Annotated in this window: 20 protein-coding genes; 6 read left to right on the top strand and 14 right to left on the bottom strand. The window is 60.4% G+C overall.

Translation table 11 applies throughout. From position 1 onward, the window contains the following. Window positions 1–56: 56 nt before the first annotated feature. From ACYZTY_RS24715 to leuS, 5 genes are all read right to left on the bottom strand, one after another. Window positions 57–1,379: a lytic murein transglycosylase gene (locus ACYZTY_RS24715; RefSeq protein ID WP_461955855.1), complete on the bottom strand. Its 1,323-nt coding sequence runs from the start codon at window positions 1,377–1,379 to the stop codon at window positions 57–59. 62 nt (window positions 1,380–1,441) lie between these two features. Continuing rightward, the gene (arfA, locus tag ACYZTY_RS24710) at window positions 1,442–1,606 is read right to left on the bottom strand and encodes an alternative ribosome rescue factor ArfA (protein WP_003176285.1); all 165 of its coding nucleotides are present in this window, start codon (window positions 1,604–1,606) and stop codon (window positions 1,442–1,444) included. Between the two features lie 246 nt (window positions 1,607–1,852). Continuing rightward, complete coding sequence (gene holA / locus ACYZTY_RS24705) at window positions 1,853–2,890, bottom strand: DNA polymerase III subunit delta (protein ID WP_461955854.1); 1,038 nt, start codon at window positions 2,888–2,890, stop codon at window positions 1,853–1,855. Between the two features lie 39 nt (window positions 2,891–2,929). Continuing rightward, window positions 2,930–3,535 carry an LPS-assembly lipoprotein LptE gene (locus ACYZTY_RS24700; RefSeq protein ID WP_461955853.1) on the bottom strand — a complete coding sequence of 202 codons (606 nt, stop codon included), beginning with the start codon at window positions 3,533–3,535 and terminating at the stop codon, window positions 2,930–2,932. An 88-nt stretch (window positions 3,536–3,623) separates the two neighbouring features. Then, complete coding sequence (leuS, locus tag ACYZTY_RS24695; RefSeq protein ID WP_461955852.1) at window positions 3,624–6,230, bottom strand: leucine--tRNA ligase; 2,607 nt, start codon at window positions 6,228–6,230, stop codon at window positions 3,624–3,626. Between the two features lie 257 nt (window positions 6,231–6,487). Here leuS and ACYZTY_RS24690 point away from each other — a divergent pair, with 257 nt between their 5' ends. Continuing rightward, window positions 6,488–6,808 (top strand): hypothetical protein, encoded by a 321-nt coding sequence (locus ACYZTY_RS24690; RefSeq protein ID WP_461955851.1) that lies wholly within the window; start codon window positions 6,488–6,490, stop codon window positions 6,806–6,808. Window positions 6,809–6,914: 106 nt separating this feature from the next. Further along, window positions 6,915–7,676, top strand: coding sequence for a YdcF family protein (locus ACYZTY_RS24685; RefSeq protein ID WP_461955850.1), 762 nt, complete (start codon window positions 6,915–6,917; stop codon window positions 7,674–7,676). A gap of 112 nt (window positions 7,677–7,788) precedes the next feature. Here the strand turns inward: ACYZTY_RS24685 and lnt are convergent, their stop codons facing one another. The 5 genes from lnt to miaB all read right to left on the bottom strand — a co-directional run bounded on the left by lnt (window position 7,789) and on the right by miaB (window position 13,176). Further along, a complete protein-coding gene (gene lnt, locus ACYZTY_RS24680) occupies window positions 7,789–9,312 on the bottom strand; it encodes an apolipoprotein N-acyltransferase (RefSeq protein WP_461955849.1) in 1,524 nt (507 codons plus the stop codon). A gap of 15 nt (window positions 9,313–9,327) precedes the next feature. Then, entirely contained in the window at window positions 9,328–10,167 is an 840-nt protein-coding gene (locus ACYZTY_RS24675; RefSeq protein ID WP_109635113.1) for an HlyC/CorC family transporter, read from the bottom strand. 5 nt (window positions 10,168–10,172) lie between these two features. Beyond that, a complete protein-coding gene (gene ybeY, locus ACYZTY_RS24670) occupies window positions 10,173–10,667 on the bottom strand; it encodes an rRNA maturation RNase YbeY (protein WP_461955848.1) in 495 nt (164 codons plus the stop codon). Further along, window positions 10,660–11,664: a PhoH family protein gene (locus tag ACYZTY_RS24665; protein WP_131063080.1), complete on the bottom strand. Its 1,005-nt coding sequence runs from the start codon at window positions 11,662–11,664 to the stop codon at window positions 10,660–10,662. Before ACYZTY_RS24665 ends, ybeY begins: the two co-directional genes overlap by 8 nt. A gap of 186 nt (window positions 11,665–11,850) precedes the next feature. Beyond that, a complete protein-coding gene (gene miaB / locus ACYZTY_RS24660) occupies window positions 11,851–13,176 on the bottom strand; it encodes a tRNA (N6-isopentenyl adenosine(37)-C2)-methylthiotransferase MiaB (RefSeq protein ID WP_461955847.1) in 1,326 nt (441 codons plus the stop codon). A 134-nt stretch (window positions 13,177–13,310) separates the two neighbouring features. On the opposite strand from miaB, the gene ACYZTY_RS24655 reads away from it, so the two are divergent. Then, window positions 13,311–13,640: a DUF1820 family protein gene (locus tag ACYZTY_RS24655; RefSeq protein WP_007894425.1), complete on the top strand. Its 330-nt coding sequence runs from the start codon at window positions 13,311–13,313 to the stop codon at window positions 13,638–13,640. A 106-nt stretch (window positions 13,641–13,746) separates the two neighbouring features. On the opposite strand, the gene ACYZTY_RS24650 is transcribed toward ACYZTY_RS24655, so the two are convergent. The 4 genes from ACYZTY_RS24650 to ACYZTY_RS24635 all read right to left on the bottom strand — a co-directional run bounded on the left by ACYZTY_RS24650 (window position 13,747) and on the right by ACYZTY_RS24635 (window position 17,279). Further along, the gene (locus ACYZTY_RS24650) at window positions 13,747–14,301 is read right to left on the bottom strand and encodes a tetratricopeptide repeat protein (protein WP_461955846.1); all 555 of its coding nucleotides are present in this window, start codon (window positions 14,299–14,301) and stop codon (window positions 13,747–13,749) included. Between the two features lie 225 nt (window positions 14,302–14,526). Further along, a complete protein-coding gene (hemL, locus tag ACYZTY_RS24645; RefSeq protein ID WP_461955845.1) occupies window positions 14,527–15,810 on the bottom strand; it encodes a glutamate-1-semialdehyde 2,1-aminomutase in 1,284 nt (427 codons plus the stop codon). A gap of 15 nt (window positions 15,811–15,825) precedes the next feature. Next, window positions 15,826–16,449: a thiamine phosphate synthase gene (thiE, locus tag ACYZTY_RS24640; RefSeq protein WP_461955844.1), complete on the bottom strand. Its 624-nt coding sequence runs from the start codon at window positions 16,447–16,449 to the stop codon at window positions 15,826–15,828. Window positions 16,450–16,481: 32 nt separating this feature from the next. Continuing rightward, complete coding sequence (locus ACYZTY_RS24635; protein ID WP_403102581.1) at window positions 16,482–17,279, bottom strand: hydroxymethylpyrimidine/phosphomethylpyrimidine kinase; 798 nt, start codon at window positions 17,277–17,279, stop codon at window positions 16,482–16,484. Between the two features lie 176 nt (window positions 17,280–17,455). Here ACYZTY_RS24635 and ACYZTY_RS24630 point away from each other — a divergent pair, with 176 nt between their 5' ends. The 3 genes from ACYZTY_RS24630 (at window position 17,456) to ACYZTY_RS24620 (ending at window position 23,271) form a co-directional block, all read left to right on the top strand. Then, entirely contained in the window at window positions 17,456–18,514 is a 1,059-nt protein-coding gene (locus tag ACYZTY_RS24630; protein WP_461959254.1) for an IS110 family RNA-guided transposase, read from the top strand. A 649-nt stretch (window positions 18,515–19,163) separates the two neighbouring features. After that, window positions 19,164–21,548, top strand: coding sequence for a hybrid sensor histidine kinase/response regulator (locus ACYZTY_RS24625; protein ID WP_461955843.1), 2,385 nt, complete (start codon window positions 19,164–19,166; stop codon window positions 21,546–21,548). Between the two features lie 73 nt (window positions 21,549–21,621). Beyond that, window positions 21,622–23,271, top strand: a complete 1,650-nt coding sequence (locus tag ACYZTY_RS24620) for an acyl-CoA dehydrogenase family protein (protein WP_461955842.1) — start codon at window positions 21,622–21,624, stop codon at window positions 23,269–23,271. Window positions 23,272–23,344 lie beyond the last annotated feature (73 nt).

Raw genomic sequence — 23,344 nt, 5'->3', positions numbered from 1 at the left:
AGCCTCGCTCCTACGGATAACGCAATCTGTAGGAGCGAGACTTGCCCGCGAAGCTTTTAACGGTTACGCAAGCCTTCAAGCAGCTTGTGCGTCGGATACCCGTCCGCCGGCCAGCCAAACGACTGCTGTGCACTGCGGATCGCCTTGCGAGTATTCGCGCCGATGATCCCGTCAGCGGTGCCCGCATCGTAATTCTGCGCGCTCAGCAGGCTTTGCAGTTCGATCCGCTCGGTACGGCTCAACGGCAAATCGTCTTTTGGCCAGGCGCCGTTGATCAGCCCCCCTCCATTGAAACGCTCAGACAACAGGCTCACCGCCAACGCATAAGACGACGAGTTGTTGTACTTGAGGATCGCGCGGAAGTTGTCGAGCACCAGGAACGCCGGGCCACGATAGCCTGCCGGCAACAGCAGGGCGGCGGACAGGTGTTCGGAGCCCGCCGGAACCTGGGCGCCATTGGGCAGCGAGACACCCAATTGCAGCCATTCGGCGACGCTCTTGCGAATCGTGCCGTCGGCCAGAACGTAGTTGAAGCTACCCGGCAACTGCACTTCAAAACCCCACGGCTGGCCTCTCTGCCAGCCGGAGCTTTGCAGGTAGTGCGCCGTCGAGGCCAGGGCATCGGCGGGGCTGTTCCAGATGTCGCGGCGGCCGTCACCGTCGAAATCCACGGCGTGAGTGTTGTAGGTGGTCGGGATGAACTGGGTCTGGCCCATGGCGCCGGCCCAGGAACCGAGCATTTTCTCCGGCTCGATATCGCCTTGTTGCAGGATTTGCAGGGCGGCGATCAGTTGCGCATGAGCAAAGCCGGGACGCCGGCCTTCGTAGGCCAGGGTCGCGAGGGAGTTGATCACGGACTTGTTGCCCTGGAACTGACCGAAGTTACTCTCCATGCCCCACACCGACACCAATGCCTGGCGATCGACGCCATAGCGCTGTTCGATGCTTTGCAGAATGTCGGCGTATTCGCTGACCAGCGCCTGACCTTTACGGACCCGCAGTGGCGACAGGGCGCCATCGAGGTATTCCCACACCGGGCGGGAGAATTCGGGCTGGCTTCGATCGGCGCGGATCACGCTGTTGTCCAGGCTGATATTGGCGAAGGCGCGGTCGAACAGATTGGCGCGGATGCCGGCGGCCAGCGCGTCCTTGCGGAACCCCGCCTGCCATTCGGCGAAGGTCTGGGTGGGCTGGATGTCGAGGTTTTCACCGGTCGGCACCACGGGCGGAATGACCGCAGGGGCTGTCGCGACGGGGAGGGTCTGAAGCGGCTGGGCGTCGGCGGCGGTCGGTTTTTCCGCGCAGGCAACAAGCAAAATGAGGCTGGAGGCAGCGATCAGTTGGCGCAGGGGCCAACGACGGGAAAGACTAAGGGGCATGCACAGGTCCAGGGAATACGAATCAGGTGCAGACCTTAACATGTTGAGCGGGCGCTTGCCTTTCAGGCCGCCAGAAAGTAAGAAGCCTCCCAGCTATTAGACTGGAAGGCTTCGCGGCGGTAGCTGCCTTTGCCCTTGCCGGCTCGTTCCTGACGGCTGCGGAACAGGGGCTGGGCGATGATGGATTTGGCCTTGTTGGGGCCATGCTTGGATGGCTTTTTGCTCATAATGAATGCTCGCGAGTGAGGTGGGTTTTGCGGTGCAAATCATCGGCCGAAGTTGGGGTTCTGTCTAGTCCCCACATTGCGTAGGACCTTTCACCGATCGCCCCGTAGCAGCTGGCGAAGCCTGCGTTCGGCTGCGAAGCAGTCGCCAAGTCAGGCGGCACGGTGTGTCAGGAAGATCCCGGATTCAGGGTTTACGACTGCTTCGCAGCCGAACGCAGGCTTCGCCAGCTGCTACAGAGAGCGTGCTTACTCGGCGGGCAACGACAGGCGTTGACCAGCCATCAACAACGACAACCGACTCAAACTCATCCACGGCGACCCGGCCGCCTGACCCTTGATCTGCGCATCAATCCGTTGCGCTTCCAGCAATAACTGCGCCCAGCGTTGCGCCGGGTAGCGTTGCAGGGCTTTGCTCATCAACGGTTTGCGCTTGTCCCAGACCGGCGGACGGGCCTGGCTGAAGGCTTTGTCCAGAGGCACACCCTGACTGTACTGCAGCGAAAGGTTGGCCAACAGACGCAGTTCCCGGGCCAGCGCCCAGAGAATAACGGGTGGTTCAACGCCTTCACCGCGCAGCCCTTCGAGGATACGCAGGGCATGGGCGGCTTCGCCGTTGAGAATCGCATCGGTCAGGCCAAAGACATCGTAGCGTGCACTGTCGGCCACCGCCGCTTGCACGGTTTCGACGGTGATCTGGCCACCTTCGGCCATCAGCTTGAGCTTTTCGATTTCCTGGGCGGCGGCCAGCAGGTTGCCTTCGACCCGCGCGGCGATCAGTTCCACGGCGTCCTGGCTGGCGGAAAGCCCGGCCTGGGACAACCGTTGACGAATCCAGCTCGGCAACTGGTTGGCATCCACCGGCCAGATCTGCACGAACTGCGTCTGCTGTCCTTCGACCAGCGCCTTGCCCCACTTGGTTTTCTGCGCGCTACCATCCAGCTTGGGCAGGCTGATCAGCAGCACCGTGTCTTCTGCCGGGCGCGAGCAGTATTCGATGAACGCGGCGGCACCTTTGTCACCCGGTTTGCCGGACGGCAAGCGCAGTTCCAGCAGGCGCTTTTCGGCGAACAACGACATGCTGGCGCCGGCTTGCAGCAACGTACCCCAGTCGAAACTGGCGTCGGCGGCGAAGACCTGGCGTTCGTCGAAACCCTGTTGGCGAGCGGCGGCGCGAATGGCGTCGGCGGCTTCCTGACACAGCAACGGGTCATCGCCGCTGATGATGTAGACCGGCGCGAGAGTGCCTTGCAGGTGTTTGGCGAGTTGGGCGGGGGCGAGTTTCATAAGAAAGGGCGAACGGGGCGCCTGGGCGCCCCGTAAGTCTTATTGCTGCGGGATTTCGATGGGCGACTGACGCGGGGTTTCCGCTTCAGCCTTCTGCGCTGCTTCCAGTGCCTGGGCTTCGGCTTTCGCTTTCGCGTCGGCGGTCTGTTGCAGCTGGTCCAACTGAGTCGGAGTAAGCTGTGACAGGCGCAGCATCATGCGCTGAACCAACTCGCGCCGGGTTTCTGTACGAGCCGTATTGGCTTCCTGGTCGGAGCCCACCAGGTTGTTGCCGTCGTGAATAAAGATCTTCTGCACTTCGAGTTTGTCGCTCATCAGCGGCAGGTCGTGCGCACCACGGATGTCGTAGCTCAGCACGGTGCTCACCTGATATTCGCCAGTACGGCCAGCACCGGCGTAGCTGAGGATGCGCTGGCTTTCCTGCTCATCGGTCAGCACCAGTTTGTACGGAGCTCCGGTGTAAACCTTGACGCCGCTGCTTTGCAGTATCTGACGCAATTGCGTCACGGTTTCGCCGTAAGCGTTGCGGGCGCTCAGGTCGAGTTCCTTGATCGCCATTTCATTGGTGCCGGTGCCGCGCAGCTGGAAACCGCAGGCGCTCAACAGGACTGCGAGGCCCATCACCAGCAGATTGCGTTTGATCATCTTGTTGCTCCCCTTGAAACCATGTGGGCCGATCATGCGGCCCGAAAGGTTTAACTCGGCGCCAGGCTTGCCTGGCGCCTGATCCAATTTAGCTGGCGACGATATTGACCAGTTTCCCGGGCACTACGATCACTTTACGAATAGTCAGGCCATCGACGAAGCGCAGCACGTTCTCGTTGATACGGGCAGCGGCTTCGACTTCTTCGCGAGTCGCTGTGGCCGGCATTTCGATCTGGCCGCGCAGTTTGCCGTTGACCTGGATGACCAGGGTCAGGCTGTCCTGCACCAGCGCGGTTTCGTCCACCACCGGCCAGCCGGCGTCGATCACTGGGCCAACGTGACCCAATTGATTCCACAGCTCGTGGCTGATGTGCGGGGTGATCGGAGCCAGCAGCAACGTCACGGCTTCCAGGCCGTCGTGAACCAGTGCGCGATCCTGTTCGGTGCCTTGCGCGGCTTTTTCCAGCACGTTCATCAGCGTCATCACCTGAGCGATGGCGGTGTTGAATTTGTGGTTCTGGCCGACGTCGTGGCTGGCCTGCTTGATGGCCAGGTGGATCGAACGGCGAATGGCTTTCTGCTCGTCGTTCAGGCTGGCGATGTCCAGTTTGCCCGGCAGGCCCTGAGTGACGTGCGCTTGAGCAAGGCGCCAGACGCGCTTGAGGAAACGATGCGAACCTTCGACTCCGGAGTCGGACCATTCCGCGCTCATGTCAGGTGGCGAGGCGAACATCATGAACAGGCGGCAGGTGTCTGCGCCGAACTGGTCGATCATCGACTGTGGGTCGACGCCGTTGTTCTTCGACTTGGCCATCTTCTCGGTGCCGCCGATTTCCACCGGCAGGCCATCTGCGATCAGCTTGGCGCTGATAACCTTGGCCTTGCTGTCGCGTTCGAGTTCGACATCCGCCGGGTTGAACCAGGTGTAAGCACCGTTGGCTTCGCGACGATAGTAAGTCTCGGCGATCACCATGCCTTGGGTCAGCAGGTTCTTGAACGGCTCGTTGGAGCTCACCAGACCTTCGTCGCGCATCAGCTTGTGGAAGAAGCGCGCGTAGAGCAGGTGAAGAATGGCGTGTTCGATACCGCCGATGTATTGATCCACCGGCAACCAGTGGTCGGCCGCCGATTTTTCAACCAGACCGCCTTCATAGTGCGGCGAGGCGTAACGGGCGTAGTACCACGACGACTCGACGAAGGTGTCCATGGTGTCGGTTTCACGCTTGGCAGGCTGGCCGCATTTCGGGCAGTTGCACTCGTAAAACTCAGGCATGCGCGCCAGCGGCGAACCAGCGCCGTCCGGCACCACGTCTTCCGGCAGTACCACAGGCAATTGATCTTCCGGGACCGGCACATCACCGCAGGTGGTGCAGTGGATGATCGGGATCGGGCAACCCCAGTAGCGCTGACGGCTGATGCCCCAGTCGCGCAGGCGGAACTGGGTGCGCGAGGCGCCGAGGCTCTTCTTGATCAGCGCGACTTCGATGGCGTCGAATGCGCCGGCGAAGTCCAGACCGTCGAATTCACCGGAGTTGATCAGCGTGCCGTGCTCGCCGTAGGCGTCTTGCCACGGGGCCGTGTTGGTCTCGCCAGAGCTGGTGCGCACCACCGATCTGATCGGCAGGTCGTACTTGTGGGCGAATTCGAAATCGCGCTCGTCGTGAGCCGGTACCGCCATGACCGCACCATCGCCGTAGTGCATCAGCACATAGTTGGCGACCCACACAGGCAGTTTTTCGCCAGTCAGCGGGTGCTCGACGAACAGGCCGGTCGGCAGGCCTTTCTTCTCTTGGGTGGCGACGTCGGCTTCGGCAACGCTGCCGCCCTTGCATTCAGCGATGAACGCTTGCAGCTCAGGGTTGTTCTGCGCGGCCAGGGAGGCCAAATGGTGTTCCGCAGCCACGGCAACGTAAGTTGCGCCCATCAGGGTGTCTGGACGGGTGGTGAAAACCTTCAGCGCGCCGGTTTCGCCAATGGAATCGACGTTGTACGGGAACTGCACTTCCATGCCACGGGACTTGCCGATCCAGTTGCGCTGCATGGTCTTGACCTGCTCAGGCCAGCCCGGCAGATCGTCGAGACTCTCCAGCAGTTCATCCGCATAGGCGGTGATCTTGAAGTAGTACATCGGGATTTCGCGCTTTTCGATCAGCGCGCCGGAACGCCAGCCGCGACCGTCGATCACCTGTTCGTTGGCCAGGACGGTCTGGTCGACCGGGTCCCAGTTCACGGTGCCGCTTTTTTTGTAAATCACGCCTTTTTCGAACAGGCGAGTGAACAGCCATTGTTCCCAGCGGTAGTAATCGGGCTTGCAGGTGGTCACCTCGCGGGACCAGTCCACCGCCAGACCCAGGCTGCGCAGCTGGGTTTTCATATAGGCGATGTTTTCGTAGGTCCACTTGGCGGGTGCTACGTTGTTCTTCATCGCGGCGTTTTCCGCCGGCATGCCGAAGGCGTCCCAACCCATGGGTTGCAGGACGTTCTTGCCTTGCATGCGCTGATAGCGGGAGATCACGTCGCCGATGGTGTAGTTGCGCACGTGCCCCATGTGTAGCTTGCCGCTGGGGTAAGGGAACATCGACAGGCAGTAGAAAGTCTCCTTGCCTGGCTGTTCACTGACTTCAAAGGACTTTTGCTCGTCCCAGAACGACTGGGCGGCGGCTTCGATTTCACGGGGCTGATATTGTTCGTGCATGGCTACTTTTGAACTGAATAGGGGTGGCCTAATCCTCTTCAAAGCAACGCTGGACGGTGACGACGCCAAATTGGCGTTTCGGTGCCCAGACGAGCTGGAAGTGGAGTTACAGGAAGCGCCGTAGCATACATGACCGCGCTCTACCGAGGGAAACCCTGATTGCACCCCGAGGGCCGTTGGTCGCGGCACTCAGCCGGTTTGTTCATGGAAGCTAAGCTCTAAATGGGGAGTGAGTCTTATCTTCAATGAGGTGAGGGATGGTTGAGTCACAGCAAAAAGTCACGAAACCGGTGCTGTACGAAAGACTGATCGATCGTCTGGGGATGGCCCTGGACGCTGCAAAAACCGCTGACCGGCTACGCGATGAGCGTCCCTTGGAGCTGGAACTGCGTGGGTTGAGCCCCGCAGAGTTTGCACTGGTCAAAGCCTATCTGGATCGCAGTGAACGTGAAACACACGGATGCTTGTCCGCAGCAGTGAAGCAACTCGACGCACCACGTTCGGCCAAGATCATCTGGCTCAAGGACAAGGCACCTGGCAGGGGCGCGGAAAAGGTCCGGTCTCTGCAATTCAAGTAACGGTTGCAAGCCATGACCCATGGTTTATTCAAAGCATAATCCTTCCGCATTTGTTGTCGCATTGCGTCAACCCACTTAGGCTTCGGGCATCTTATGGAGATGCTCGATGCCTTTTCGCTATTTCGTGAAACAACTTCTGTTGCCACCCGGCATTCTTTTGCTGTTGCTGGTTCTTGCGTGGTGGTTGCGCCGCTCAAGGCCGAGGCTTGCGGGCGTGTGCTTTGCCTTGGGTTTCGGCGGCTTCTTTTTGATGAGTCTGCCGGTCGTGGTGCAGTACGGTGCCAAGGCCCTCGAAAGTGAACCGCCACTGGCACGCGAGGAGTGGGCCACCCTGAGTCAGCGCGCGGATGCGATTGTGCTGCTGGGTTCCGGGCGTGAACGTGGCGATATTGCCTGGGGGGCTGATCAGCCGACGGGTATTGGCCTGGAGCGTGAACGTTATGCGGCACGCCTGGCCAAGGCTTCCGGGTTGCCCATTCTCACCAGCGGCGGCCTGCATTACGGCACGCCGCCCTCTGAAGCGAAGTTGATGGCGGATTCGTTGCTCGATGATTTCGGCGTGACCGTGCGTTGGCAGGAAGGGCGCAGCCGCACGACTTGGGAGAACGCACAGTTCAGCGCTGAGGTGTTGTTGCCGCAGGGAATCAAACGGGTAGTGGTGGTGACTCAGGCCTGGCACATGCCGCGATCGGTCTGGAGTTTCAAGCAGGCGGGATTTGAAGTGGTGCCGGCGCCGGTGGGGTTTCTAGGTGTGGACAATGCCCGCCCGCTGGGTGGCTGGATGCCGGAATTCAAGTCGATCTGGCAGAGCGGGCAGTTGCTGAATGAGGCGGTGGGGCAGATCGGTTACTCGATGTTTTACCGCTGAGCATCAAAAGATCGCAGCCTCGTTTCACTCGACAGCGGCTACAGAGTACGCAATCTCCTGTAGCCGCTGTCGGGGAAACGAGGCTGCGATCTTTTACTGGCACCACAAATCCTCAGACGGTTTTCGCCATCCGGCTCGCCACCAGTGCCCAGCCAAACAACAATACGCAAACGATGATCAGCGGCCACGAACGCCATTCCAGGTAAGGCGTCAGGTTGTGCATTGGCACGACTTCGCCGTACAGGATGCCGCGTTCGAACTGCGGAATCTGCACCGTGATCTGACCGAACGGGTTGATCAGGCCCGTCACGCCGTTGTTGGTGGCGCGGATCATCCAGCGGCCCGCCTCAAGCGCGCGCATCTGCGCCATCTGCAAATGTTGCAGCGGGCCGATGGAGGTGCCGAACCAGGTGTCGTTGCTGATGGTCAGCAGCAAATCACTGCGAGCCGCCAGGCTGGCGGCGAATTCCGGGTAGACCACTTCGTAGCAGATGAACGGTGCGATCTGATAGCCCTTCGCTTGCAGCATGGCCTGGTCCGCCGGGCCACGGGCAAAGTCGGACATCGGCAGATCGAAGAATGCGATCAGCCCGCGCAACACGTCCTGCAACGGAACGTATTCGCCAAACGGCACCAGCTTCTGCTTGAGATAAGTGCCGTCACCTTCACCGATGACGGTAATGCCGTTGAAGAAGCGTTTCTCGTGGCGGACTTCCTGGCGGATCGGTACGCCGGTAATCAGCGCAGACTTACGCTCTGCGGCGAAATTTCCCATCATGTTCAGGTAGCCCTCGGCGGACTCCTTGAGCACCGGGACGGCCGTTTCCGGCCAGATCAGCAGGTCGACCGGTTTGGAGCTGAAACTCATGTCGCGGTACAGCGCCAACTGCGCGTTGAGCTGCGCCGGGTCCCACTTCATGCTTTGTTCGATATTGCCCTGAATGGCGGCGACGCTCAGCGCCGGGCCCGCCGGACTGGTCCAGGCGTGCTCTTTCAACGCCATGCCGGCCACCCAGGGGCCGACTAACAGCAAGACACCGGCGGCGATGAAACCTTTACGGCCCGTACGCACCAGACGCAAAGCGTTGTAGATCAACGCAGCGGTCAGGGCCAGGGTGAAGGAAATCAGCCACATCCCGCCGACGGGCGCGAGCCCGGCCAACGGGCCGTCGAGCTGGCTGTATCCGGAGTAGAGCCATGGGAACCCGGTGAGAAACCAGCCACGAAAGGCTTCCTGGCCGACCCACAGCGCGGCAAACGCCAAGGCATCCGCCAGCGGCGCTTCGTTACGACGCAGCCAGCGCGCCCAAATCCAGGCGGGCAGGGCGAAGAACCAGGCAATCGCCGCCGTGAAGATCAGCATCAGGAAACCGGCCAGCAACACCGAAGCGCCGCCGAAGTGGTGGATGCTGTAATAGATCCAGCTGGTGCCGGCGCCAAACAGGCCGAAACCGAAACACCAGCCACGGCCCAAGGCCTGACGGGGGCTCAGCTCGCGTAAACCGGCATAAAAGAAGCCGACTGCCAGCAATGCCAGCGGCCAGATATCGAATGGCGCCAGGGCCAGGGTTGTGAGTGCACCGGCCGCCACGGCCAGCAGGTTACCGGGCCAGCCGGGACGGGTCAGACGGTGCATTTCAATCCTTAGGAATTACCGAGCAATTGGAGTCAGGCGCAGCAAGTGAATCCGACGGCTGTCGGCGTTCAGGATGCGGAAGCGATAAGGGCCGATTTCAGTGATTTCGTTGCGTTTTGGCAAGTGCCCGAACGCACTCATCACCAGGCCGCCCACGGTGTCGAATTCGTCGTTGGAGAATTCGCTGTCAAAGAACTCGTTGAAGTTCTCGATCGGCGTCAGGGCCTTGATCAGGAAGTCACCGCTGGGCAGCGGCTTGATGTAGCTGTCTTCTTCGACGTCGTGCTCGTCTTCGATGTCGCCGACGATTTGTTCCAGCACGTCTTCGATGGTCACCAGGCCCGCCACGCCGCCGTATTCGTCAATGACGATGGCCATGTGGTTGTGGTTGGCGCGAAATTCACGCAGCAGCACATTCAGGCGCTTGGACTCCGGCACGAAGGTGGCCGGGCGCAGCAGATCCTTGATGTTGAAACTGTCGCCGTTCTCCTTGAGGATCAACGGCAGCAAGTCCTTGGCCAGCAACACGCCCATCACGTCATCGTGGCTTTCGCCGATGACCGGGTAGCGGGAGTGGGCCGAGTCGACCACGGCAGGCAGGAACTCGCGAGGTGTCTGGGTCGCCTTGATGCTGATCATCTGCGAGCGCGGGACCATGATGTCCCGTACTTGCAGGTCCGCAACCTGGATGGCACCTTCGACGATGGCCAGCGCTTCGCTGTCCAACAGTTTGTTCTGGTGTGCGTCGCGCAGCAGCTCCAGCAGCTCCTGGCGGTTCTTCGGCTCGTGGGCAAAAGCCTGGGTGAGCTTACCCAGCCAAGACTTTTGCCCGTTGCTCGATCGATCTTCGCTCATAGCGATTACTCTGAATCCTTTGTTGTCACGATAGGGGTTGTGTCTGTTTCGTCGTCCGCATAAGGGTCGGGATAGCCCAACTCGGCAAGCAACGTTCGTTCCAGTGCTTCCATTTCTTCGGCTTCGTCGTCATCTATATGGTCGTAACCCAGTAGATGCAAGCAGCCGTGAATCACCAGATGTGCCCAATGGGCCTTTAGTTCCTTTCCTTGCTCGGCGGCTTCGCGCTCGACCACCGACACGCAGATCACCAGATCGCCCAGCAGCGGGATGTCGAGAAACTCGTCAGGCACATCGGCAGGAAACGACAGGACGTTGGTGGCGTAATCCTTCTGCCGCCAGGTGTGGTTCAGCTCACGGCCTTCGGCTTCGTCGACCAGGCGAATGGTCATTTCGGAGTCGGCGGTGCGCTGGCGCAGGGCCAGTTCACACCATTGGCGGAATTCGGCTTCGCTGGGGGCAGGCGCTTGGGTAGCCAGTTGCAGATCAAGCTCAAGCATCGCGGCGACTGTCCTTTGGCGTTTCGTCTGCCACGCGATTCTCGAAGCGCTCGTAGGCTTCGACGATGCGTTGCACCAGTGGATGGCGCACAACGTCCTTGGATTCGAAATGGGTGAAGCTGATGCCCGGTACGTCCTTGAGCACTTCAATCACATGGTGCAGCCCGGACTTGGTGCCTTTCGGCAGGTCGACCTGGGTGATGTCACCGGTGATGACGGCCGTGGAGCCGAAGCCGATCCGGGTCAGGAACATCTTCATCTGTTCGACGGTGGTGTTCTGGCTTTCGTCGAGGATGATGAAACTGTTGTTCAGCGTGCGACCGCGCATGTAGGCCAGTGGCGCCACTTCGATCACCTGACGCTCGATCAGTTTGGCGACGTGTTCGAAGCCGAGCATTTCGTAGAGTGCATCGTAGAGCGGGCGCAGGTACGGGTCGATCTTCTGCGACAGGTCGCCCGGCAGGAAGCCGAGCTTTTCGCCCGCTTCAACCGCGGGACGCACCAGCAGGATGCGCCGAATCTGCTCGCGTTCCAGCGCGTCGACCGCACAGGCAACGGCCAGATAGGTCTTGCCGGTACCGGCCGGACCGATGCCGAAATTGATGTCGTTACCGAGAATTTCCTTCACGTAGCGCAGCTGATTCAAGCCGCGAGGGCGAATCATGCCTTTTTTGGTGCGCAGGGCGACGGAGGGTTCAGCGGGGGAGACATTGTCCAGCTCTTCGACGGCCGATTCCTGCAGGAACAGGTGAACCATGTCCGGCGACAGCTCGGTACCCTTGGTTTCCCGGTACAGGCGGCGCAGGAGGTTTTCCGCGGAGGTGGTGTGCTTGGGGTCGCCGATCAGCTCGAACTGGTTTCCGCGGTTGCGGATCTCGATGGTCAGGCGTTGCTCGATCAGGCGCAGGTGCTCGTCGAACATCCCGCACAGATTGGCGAAGCGACGGGCCTCAAAGGGCTCGAGGATAAAACGATGTGGTTCTATGGGTGCGTTCAAGGTCGTATTTAGCCGCCCTGGGGCAATTGAGATGAAATCAAGGATAACGCCAGCGGGCTGGGTGCGAAAGCTCTTAAATAACCCAAGGCCAAACACCGTCCTGTAGGAGCGAGGCTTGCCCGCGAAGAACGATAACGCGATCTGTCAGACAGATCGCGGCGCGACCTTCGCGAGCAAGCATCGCTCCTACAACAGCGAGCCGCGCAGCGAGTGCGGCTGCGCGGCGTCGATGTGCACGTCGGCGAACTGGCCAATCAAGGTCGGAGTGTCGCAGCGGAAGTTGACGATACGGTTATTCTCGGTCCGTCCTTGCAGCTCGCCGGGGTCTTTTTTCGAATAATCGGTCACCAGGATCCGCTGGATCGAACCGACCATTTGTCGGCTGATTTCGAAGCCTTGCTGGTTCAGGCGATGCTGCAGCGCGTTCAGGCGTTCTTTTTTCAGTTCTTCCGGCGTCTCGTCGGCCAGGTCTGCCGCCGGGGTGCCCGGGCGCTGGCTATAGACGAACGAGTAGGAGAAGTCGAAACCGACGTCTTCGATCAGCTTCATGGTCTGTTCGAAGTCTTTTTCGGTCTCGCCCGGGAAGCCGACGATGAAGTCCGAGCTGATGCAGATCCCCGGCACGGCGGCGCGCAGTTTGCGCAGTTTGGATTTGTATTCCAGCGCGGTGTGGTTGCGCTTCATCGCCGAGAGAATGCGGTCCGAACCCGATTGCACCGGCAAGTGCAGGTGTTTCACCAGTTCCGGCACATCGGCGTGGGCCTGGATCAGGCTGTCGGAGAATTCCAGCGGGTGCGAGGTGGTGTAGCGAATCCGGTCGATGCCATCGACGGCGGCCACCACGCGGATCAGCTCGGCGAGATCCGCCAGACGTCCGTCGTGAGTCTTCCCGCGATAACCGTTGACGTTCTGACCCAGCAGCGTCACTTCCCGCACGCCGTTTTCGGCGAGGTGAATGATCTCGGCAATCACGTCATCAAACGGCCGGCTGACCTCTTCGCCGCGGGTATAAGGCACCACGCAGAATGTGCAGTACTTGCTGCAACCTTCCATGACCGACACATACGCGCTCGGGCCATCGATGCGCGGCTCGGGCAAGTGGTCGAACTTTTCGATTTCCGGGAACGAAACGTCAACTTGCGGCAACTTGGTGGCGCGTGCGGCGTCGATCATTTCCGGCAAGCGGTGCAGGGTCTGCGGGCCAAAGACCACGTCCACATACGGGGCGCGATCGCGGATGGCGGCGCCTTCCTGGCTGGCTACGCAACCGCCGACGGCGATCACCATGTCCGGGTTGGCCAGTTTCAGTTCGCGCCAGCGGCCGAGTTGGGAATACACCCGGTCCTGGGCGCGTTCACGAATGGAGCAGGTGTTGAGCAGGATCACGTCGGCGTCTTCAGCGCGAGCGGTAACTTCCAGGGCCTGATGTTCACCCAGCAGATCGACCATGCGCGAGCTGTCGTACTCGTTCATCTGGCAACCGTGGGTTTCGATGTAAAGCTTCTTGGCCATGGACACAGTCATCACGTGATTCAAAGAACCGCGCATTATAGGGAACATGTCCCCAGGTTCCTACCGCTGTGCGTCCGGTGGCTATGCTATAGTTCGCGCCCTCATTTTTATCCCCGATGTGTTGCCCGCCCACCATGACCAAACGTGAAGCCCCAATCTACAAGGTGATTTTCCTCAATCAGGGCCAGGTGTACGAAATGTATGCCAAGCAGATCTATCAAAGTGATCTGTGGGGCTTCCTGGAAGTGGAAGAGTTCGTCTTTGGCGAGCGCACACAAGTTGTCGTCGACCCGAGCGAAGAGAAGTTGAAAGCTCAATTCGAGGGCGTGGTGCGCAGTTTCGTGCCGATGCATTCGATTGTGCGCATCGACGAAGTAGAACGCCTGGGCACTCCGAAAATCAGCGAAGCCCGCGGCGCGGTCGGCAATGTCATGCCGTTTCCGATGCCGATGCCTGAGAAGTAAGACCGAGTCGCACCCTTCGCGGGCAAGCCTCGCTCCTACAGGACTGACGCTGCTCTTGTAGGAGCGAGGCTTGCCCGCGAAGGGGCCAAAAAGATCGGCACAGAAATCAGGGAAGGGGCGAAAACGGCGTACGCCCATCGGCGCTTTGCAATTCCATCAGGTATTTGCGAAAGATTTGCCCGAGCACCTGAGTAGCGACTTCGAGATCTTCGCGGGGCATCTTCTCGGCCACTTCGTCGGCTGTATCCAGCGCATCTTCCGCGCCGTTGACCGCGGCCATTTTCAGCACGATATACGCCTGAACGTTATTGGCCGGCACGCCTTCGCCGTGAAAGAACATGGTGCCGAGTTTGAATTGCGCCTGTGCGTGGCCTTGCAGCGAGGCCTTTTCGAAATAGCCCAGGGCTATCTTGAGGTCGCGCGGGGTGTTTTTGCCGTCGTAGTAGAACTCACCCAACTCGTATTGCGCTTGTGCATCCCCTTCATCCGACGCTTTCTGGCAGGCAGCGAGCGCTTGCGTCAGGTCTTGCGGCTGAGTATTGAGGGTGCAGCGACCCATCGCTGGGATTAACAACGAGTTGCCGCCTGCTTGTGCGAGCGCAAGCAAGGGCTGAAGGAGCAACAGGCAGCCCAGTGAAAGGGCGCGGCCGGTGCGGTTCATGGGAATCGACTTACCTCTGAAGGGCGCGCGGACCCATCGAGGGGATCCAATAAGCGCGCATTATGAAATAAGCAGGGCCAACCTTACAAAGTCTTTACTCGTTTTTCTGCTGCGCGGGGAATATATCGCCCCATTTGCGGGGGATTATTAGCAGAAGCACAGAAATAAGGGTGCAAATCCAGGTGAAAGCTGACGCCGGCAGTCGCCAACGTCAGCGGCACAACGTTATTTCAATGCGGCGAATGCACGTTCGGCGGCATCCAGCGTCAGTTTCAACTCGGTGTCGCCATGAGCGATCGAGGTGAAGCCCGCTTCGAAAGCACTCGGCGCCAGGTACACGCCGCCTTCGAGCATCAAGTGGAAGAAACGACCGAACAGTGCGGCGTCGCTGGCCATCACGTCATCGAAGGTCACGATGTCGTCGGCACCGCTGAAGTACAGACCAAACATACCGCCGGCCTGAGTGGTCACGAACGGAATGCCCGCGGCATCGGCGCGCTGTTGCAGACCATCGAGCAGGCGGCTGGTGTAGTCGCTCAGTTCGTCGTGGAAGCCAGGACGGCTGATCAGACGAAGCGTCGTCAGGCCCGCAGCCATCGCCAGCGGGTTACCCGACAGAGTGCCAGCCTGATAGACCGGACCCAGTGGCGCGATGTGCGACATGATTTCGCGCTTGCCGCCGAAGCAACCGACCGGCATGCCGCCACCGATGATCTTGCCGAAAGTGCTCAGGTCCGGCGTCACGCCGAAGTGCGCTTGTGCGCCGCCGAGGGCAACCCGGAAACCGGTCATCACTTCGTCGAAAATCAGCACCACGCCGTGCTTGTCGCACAGGGTCCGCAGGCCTTCGAGGAAACCTGGCGCCGGGGGTACGCAGTTCATGTTGCCAGCCACCGGCTCGACGATGATGCAGGCCACGTCCTGGCCGACGTCGGCGAGCATGGCTTCGACTGCGTCGATGTCGTTGAACGGCAAGGTCAGGGTGTGCTTGGCGAAATCCGCCGGCACACCGGCCGAGCTCGGCACGCCCTGGGTCAGGGCGCCGGAACCGGCCTTGACCAGCAGGCTGTCGGAGTGACCGTGGTAGCAGCCCTCGAACTTGATGATGTTGTCGCGACCGGTGAAACCACGGGCCAGACGGATGGCGCTCATGGTCGCTTCGGTGCCGGAGCTGACCATGCGCACCATTTCCATCGATGGCACGATCGAGCAGACCAGATCCGCCATCTCGGTTTCCATCGCGGTCGGGGCGCCGTAGGACAAACCGTGTTCCAGCTGTTTACGCACCGCGTCCAGCACGTCCGGGTGGCTGTGGCCGAGAATCATCGGACCCCAGGAGCCGACGTAGTCAACGTAACGTTTGTCGTCTTCGTCGGTGACGTAGGCGCCTTCCGCGTGCTTGAAGAACAACGGCGTGCCGCCCACGCTTTTGAATGCGCGAACAGGCGAGTTCACGCCACCGGGGATGTGTTTCTGGGCATTGGCAAACAGGGTTTCGGAACGAGACATGATCGGGCTCTCAAATCAGATTTTCAGTAATTCATTAAAGACGCGGGCGCGGCGGGTCACTTCAGCCGTGCTGTCGGCACCAAACAGGCCATGCACCACCGCCAGCAAGTCGACCCCGTGGGCCACCAGCGGCGCGGCGTTGTCCAGGGTGATGCCGCCAATCGCGCAGATCGGCAGGTGCAGTTTGCTGCGGGCCTGGTCGAGCAGGTCGAGACTGCAAGTCGGTGCGCCGGGTTTGGTATTGGAGTTGAAGAAACGGCCGAAGGCGACATAACTCGCGCCTTCCTTGGCCGCTTGTTCGGCGAGTTCGAGCTGCGCATGGCAGGTCGAACCGATAATTGCCTTGGAGCCGAGCAGGGCGCGAGTCGGTGACAGCGGGCCATCGGTCTGGCCCAGGTGTACGCCCACGTTCAAGCGAGCGGCCAGTTCGGCGTCGTCGTTGATGATCAGCTGTGTCTTGTAGCGGTCGCACAGATCGCGCAGGGCTTCGGCCTCTCGCAAACGCCGGGCCTCGTCGCTGCTCTTGTCGCGGTATTGCAGCAGGGTGACGCCGCCTTCCAGCGCCGCCTCCACGTACGAAAGAAATTTACCGGCCAGCAACTGGCTGTCGGTAATGGCGTACAGGCCACGTAGTTTCATCGGACAAGCCTCACCGCAGTGCGAATAGAAAGTTACGAACAGAAATCCAGCGGCAGGCGACGCGGCACGAACTGGCCTTTGCCCAGCTGCTCTGCATCACGCAGGGTACGCCAAGTGTAGTTAAGTGCGGTCTGCACGGCGCTGGCGAGGTTTTCACCTTGAGCCAGGCGACCGGCGAGGGCGCTGGCCAAGGTGCAACCAGAACCGTGATAACTGCCGGGCAGGCGTTGGCAGGTAAAGGTTTCGCGATGGCCGTCGCGGCTGTACAGGCGGTTGTGGATTTCGTGTTCGTCGCCATGGCCGCCGGTGATCAGCAGGTGTTTGACGAACGGCAAGAGTTTTTCAGCGCATTCGTCCGCGGTGCCTTCGGGCAGTTCGGCGAGGATGCGCGCTTCGGGAAGGTTAGGGGTCGCGATGATCGACAGCGGCAGCAGCCGTTCGCGCATGGCGTAGCCGACTTCATCTTTGCCCAGTCGTCCGCCGCCACCGGCGCGCAGCACCGGATCACAGACCACCGGCAAATGCGGGTGCGCCGAAAGCAGTTCGACCACGGTGTCGACCATCTCCAGGGAACCGAGCATGCCCAGTTTCACGGCAGCGACTTCGGAGTCGTTGAGCACGGCATTGGCCTGGGCCAGCACCCACTCGCGGTCGAGCACGCGAAAGTCAGTGACGTTGACCGTGTCTTGCACGGTCAGGGCGGTGACGGCCGGGGCCGCATGACAACCCTGAGCGAGCAGGGCTTCGATATCTGCCTGCAAGCCGGCGCCACCACTTGGGTCGTGGCCGGAGAGACAGAGGACAACGGGGCGAGAGCTGTAGATATTCATGGTGCGCGAGCTTACCACCAGTCGACCAACGAGTCATGAGAGGGACTGGTAATTGGATGGACTCGCCCAAGCCGAGGCGTCAATGCGCCACGGTGGCAGTCTAAACAGCCAACGACAGCGAGGGCGAGTCCATGAAAAAGCATACTTCGATTGATCAATCCCTGTCTTCTTCCGATTTGTCGGCCTGCACAACCGTGGCGATCGATCTGGCCAAGCAGGTCTTTCAGGTCGCCGGTGAAGACGTCCTCGGCCAGGTGCACTACGAGCAACGGATCAAGTCGCGCGAGGCGTTTTATGAGTTTCTACGCCAGTTGCCGCCTCATGTCGTGGTTCTGATGGAGACCGGTCCGGGTGCTCAAGCCTGGGCCCGGCAGCTGCAAGACCAAGGCAATCTGGCGCGGATTCTTCCAGCCCGTTTGGTGGCCACACATCGTAGCGGGCCTAAAAATGATCGCAACGATGCGCTGGCGATTCTGCGGGCTGGTCGCGATGAAAAGATCTACGCAGTGCCGGTCAAAAGCGTTGCGGCGCTGGCAATGCAGGCGTTGCATCGGGCCCGCCAAGGCTATGTGCGTCGACGCACGGCGGTGAGCAATCAGATGCGCGGCCTGCTGCTCGAGCATGGCGTGGCCTTGGCGCAGGGCGATGTTGCGATCAGCCAGAAAATTCCGCGGGTCCTGGAAGATGCCACCCAGCCGGTGCCGGGCCTGCTGCGTGAACTGATCGACGAACTGTTGGCCGAGTGGCGCCATTTGGGCGAACGCATCAGCGTGCTGACGGGGCGCCTGGAAGTGGCTGCCAACGCCGACATGACGGCGAAGCGACTGATGACTGTGCGCGGCATCGGCCCAGTCACTGCCACGGCACTGGTGGCCAAGGAAACCAAGCCTGAGCGATTTCCCAATGCCCGCAAGTTTGCCGCGTACTTTGGCATGGTGCCTGACCAGCACAGCAGCGGGCAGACGGTCCGGCTGGGGGGCATGACCAAGCGAGGCGATGTTTATTTACGCAGCCTGATGATCCAGGGAGCCCATGCGGTACTGCAGCAACTACGACCTGATTCCCAGCAACCCGATGACCGCCGCTTGTTGCGCTGGATGAGCCGGCTGGGTCGTAAGGAGGCTGCGATCAGGCTAGCCAACCGCAACCTGCGAATCGTCTGGGTGCTTCTACAGAATGACCAGACTTATCGTCGCCAGGCTGGTGATGGCCAGCAAGCGACGATGAGCCACTGAGCGACAGAGTTCTGCCACCGAGGTACTAACTGTCCGGCCCTTTGCTGAAAAAAAATTGACCCCAGGTAAGACCGGCGTGGATTGATGCCTTAGCTGCTACTGGCCTTCGAGGCCTGACTGTAATCGGCATACCACGAGCTCTTCCAATTTTGGCCAGAAGCCGAAGACGGCTTCCTCGAATAGGCCTAATACATAGATGCAACGGGGCGGCGGTTTTTCAAAAGCGAGTAGACAGTGGGGGCGAGTCCATACATAGCAGCTGGCGAAGCCTGCGTTCGGCTCGGGCCGCGTTCGGACGCAGCAGTCGTAAAACCGGCATACACGGTTCGCCTGACAAACCGCACTGCCTGATTTCACGACTGCTGCGTCCGAACGCGGCCCGAGCCGAATGCAGGCTTCGCCAGCTACAGGAATGGGTGAAGCGGCCGATGCATTGACACAAGCTGACCGTACAAACAGGTCTGCTCCAATCATACCGCTGGAACGCCCGTACTAGAGCCTTTGCAGGAAAAATTTCAATGGTGCTCAATGGCCATCAACGGCTATGCTAGAGTGGATCCAACCAATAACAGGTAATACCGGTTTTACGTCTACTCAAAGGGAATGAGGGGCTTCCTGAGATAACCGGACAGGCCACGCTGGGGCTTAAATGCGCTATTTGCTAATGTTGCTGTTGTGCTTGCCCCTCATGGCGAGCGCCGTCGAATTCGATGAGTTCACCCAGAGCCTTCCGTTGGGCCGAGCCCTGCAGGTGTACGAAGACGCGGGCGGTCAAGCGACCATCGCCGATGTTCGTGCGCAGGCCGCGGCCGGAAACTTCAAGCCCCACGATAAAGCCACCCTCAACGCCGGTTATTCGCGTTCGGTGTTCTGGCTGAAAATCGATCTGCATTACCGTCCGACCAACCCGGCGGCGCAACGGACCTGGCTGTTGGAACTGGCCTATCCGCCCCTCGATCACCTCGATCTCTATTTGCCCGATGCTGGCGGTGACTTTCAATTGGTCCGGCAAACAGGCGATGCGCTACCGTTCGCCAGTCGCGAACTGCGCCAGAACAACTACCTGTTCGATCTGAATTTCATCCCTGACCAGGTGCAAACGGTGTACCTGCGCCTGCAAAGCGAAGGGTCAGTTCAGGCACCAGTCACCTTGTGGTCGAGCACCGCTTACCTGGAAGAACAACCGGTGCGCCTTTATGTGCTGGGGCTGATCTATGGCGTGTTGTTGGGGATGGTGGTCTACAACCTGTTCATCTACCTCAGCGTGCGCGACACCAGCTACCTCTATTACATTTTCTACATCGCTTCATTCGGCCTGTATCAGCTGTCGGTGAACGGCGCCGCGGTGGAATATTTCTGGCCCGACAATCCATGGTGGGCCAATGCCTCGACGCCGTTTTTCATCGGTTGTGCAGGTCTGTTCGGCAGCCAGTTCGCCCGCAGCTTTTTGCAGACGGCCAGCCACAGTCGCTGGCTCGACCGTTTACTGCTGGCGTTAATTGCGTTCAGTGCGGTGGTGATCGGCTTGTCATTAATGGCCAGCTACGCCCTGGCCTTGCGTCTGGCGACCGCCTTGGCGCTGGTCTTCACCGTGGTGATTTTCATCGCCGGGTTGTGCGCCTGGTTGCGTGGGTTGCGGGTGGCGCGGTATTTCATCATTGCCTGGTCGGCGTTCCTGCTCGGCGGCATCGTCAACACCATGATGGTGTTGGGTTACCTGCCGAACGTGTTCCTGACAATGTATTCCAGCCAGATCGGTTCGGCCATCGAAGTGGCGCTGCTGTCACTGGCCTTGGCCGACCGCATCAACGCCATGCGCGAGCAGCAGGCGCAGACGCTGTTTGATGCCGGTCAAAAACTCGAAGTGCTGAACCAGCAGTTGGCCCACAGCAACAAGCTCAAAGACGAGTTCCTCGCCACCCTGACCCACGAATTGCGCACGCCCATGAACGGTGTGATCGGTTCACTTGAATTGATGCAGACCGTCGAGATGGACCCGGAACTGGAGCAATACCAGCAAACCGCCGCCGGTTCTGCGCGAGACATGATGCGCATGGTCAACGGCATCCTCACCCTGACCGAATTGCAGGCCGGCAAGCTCAAGGCCAGTCCGGCAACGTTCAGTTTGCGTGGCGTGGTCGAAACCTTGCGCACCCAGTTCGAGAGCAATGCTTCAAGCAAGTCGCTGGACTTCAAAGTCGAAGTGATGCCGGGCTTGCCGGATCGCTTGAATGGCGACAGCGTCAAGCTGGCGCAATGCCTGGAGTGCTTGTTGGACAACGCCATCAAGTTCACCCGGGTCGGCGGGCTGGCACTGCGCGTGACGGGCAAACCGGTAGAAAGCGGTCGGGTGTCGTTGTCGTTTGCGGTAATCGACACCGGTATCGGTTTCACCGATCTGGGGGAGGCGACGATGTATCAGCGCTTCTTCCAGCTCGACGGTTCCATGACCCGCGAATACGGCGGTCTGGGGGTAGGCCTGGCGATCTGTCGGCAACTGGTCGAGTTGCTCGGCGGGCGTCTGACCCATCGGTCCGAGCCCGGCAGCGGTAGCCGTTTCCAGCTGGACGTCGAGTTTGAATTGCCCGTGGTCGAGCGCCCGGCCGTGCCCTTGATGACCCGTGAGTTTCCCCGTCTTCGATTGCCTCAGGACTGCACGGTGCTGCTGGTGGATGACAACAGCATCAATCAACTGGTGATGCGTGGCATGTTGCTCAAGCTCGGTTTCCGGGTGCGCGCCACCGACAGCGGTGCTGCCGCGCTCGATCTCTTGCAGCGTGAAACCTTCGATGCGGTCTTGCTCGATAGTCAGATGCCGACGCTGGATGGCACCTCCCTGTGCTGCCAGATCCGCGCCTTGCCGGGTTGTGCCGAGTTGCCGGTGTTCGTGGTTGCCCTGAGCGCCGATCGGGAGCGCTGCCCGACCGGCGCCTTGATCGATTACCTGAACAAACCAGTGAAATTCGAGGATTTGCAAGCGGCGCTCTATCGGCGTGTGCTCAATCCGGGGCAAGGCGAAAGCGCCGACATTTAGGCGGATATGACACTTTGTTCGGTCAGGGGGCGGTGCTTAACTGAATGCCTTGGCTGACCAAAGGAGCCCCGTCATGAACCTGCATCAGTTCGCCGAAACCCACGAAGTCACCAACCAGCCACCGTCGCTGGACGGCACCAACCTCTACCGCATCGACCTGCCCTTGCAGGAGTGGTCGCGGCGTTTTGGTGCCGGTTGGGCCGAGTCGCGGATCGACGCGTATGGCGCATTGGCCGGCGGGCCGCTGATGGAAGCAGGGTTCCTGGCCAATCAGAACAAACCGGTGTTCGTCAGCCATGACCGTTACGGCCATCGCATCGACCTGGTGGAATTTCACCCGGCGTATCACGACTTGATGCGCACGGCGGTCGAGCACGGTCTGACCTCGTTGCCCTGGGCGCATCCGCAGCTCGGTGCCCATGTGGCTCGTGCGTCCATGACTTACCTGCACAGCCAGGCCGAAGCCGGCAGTGGTTGCCCGCTGACCATGACCTTCGCCAGTGTCCCGGCGATGCGCCTGCAACCGGATCTGGCCGAGCAGTGGCTGCCGAAAATCCTCTCGACCGAATACGACCCGCGTAATGTTGGCATGACCCACAAGGCCGGTGTCACCATCGGCATGGCGATGACCGAGAAACAGGGCGGCACTGACGTGCGGGCCAACACCACCAAGGCGTATCCGGTTGGCGCCAGTGGCCCGGGCCAGGCCTATGAGTTGGTGGGTCACAAGTGGTTCTGTTCCGCGCCGATGTGCGATGCCTTCCTGACGTTGGCGCAGACGGACAAGGGTTTGACCTGTTTCCTGCTGCCACGCCATCGCCCGGACGACACACGCAATCAGTTCTACATCCAGCGCCTGAAGAACAAGCTCGGCAATTGCTCCAATGCCTCCAGCGAGGTGGAGTTCCGCGGTGCGCTGGCGTGGATGGTCGGCGAAGAAGGGCGCGGCGTTCCGACCATCATTGAAATGGTCGCCATGACTCGCTTCGATTGCATGGTCGGTTCAAGCGCCTTGATGCGTCAGGCGCTGACCCAGGCCAGCCATCACTGCGGTCACCGCAGCGTCGGCGGCAAGCTGCTCAGCGAACTGCCGTTGATGCAGAACGTACTGGCCGATCTGGCGCTGGAAAGCGAAGCGGCCCTGGCCTTGAGCCTGCGCATGGGCAAGGCGCTGGACCATCTGGATGACAGCCATGAAGCCAAGTTCGCCCGACTGGTGACGGCGGTGGGCAAGTACTGGATCTGCAAACGCGCGCCCGCAATGATCAACGAAGCCGCCGAATGCATGGGCGGCGCCGGGTATGTCGAGGAAAGCATCCTGCCGCGCCTGTACCGTGAGGCGCCGGTCAATTCGACTTGGGAAGGTTCCGGCAACGTGCAATGCCTGGACGTGTTGCGGGCGCTGTCGAAGGAGCCGGGTGTGCTCGATGTGTTGTTCAGCGAGTTGGGCGATGGTCACGGCGATAAACGCTTGGCCGCGCACATCAGCCAATTGCAGACGGCGTTCAAGGACACCAGCGACATTCAATACCGCGCACGGCAATTGACCGAAGACATTGCTCTTGGGTTGCAGGCCAAGTTGTTGCTGGAGGCGGGCAACTCTGTCGTCAGCGATGGGTTTATCGCCAGTCGCCTGGATGGCGGTGGCCGGGTATACGGTGCGTTGCCGCGAGGGGTGGATGTGGAAGCCATTGTCGCCCGCTCGACACCGCAGGCACTGTAAAAATCTGTAGGAGTGAGCCGGCTCCGGGCGGCGTTCCGACGATGACGGATTGACATTCAACAGTGATGTTGAC

The sequence above is a fragment of the Pseudomonas sp. LB1P83 genome (assembly GCF_054897885.1).
This window is presented reverse-complemented; position numbering and strand designations above follow the sequence as displayed.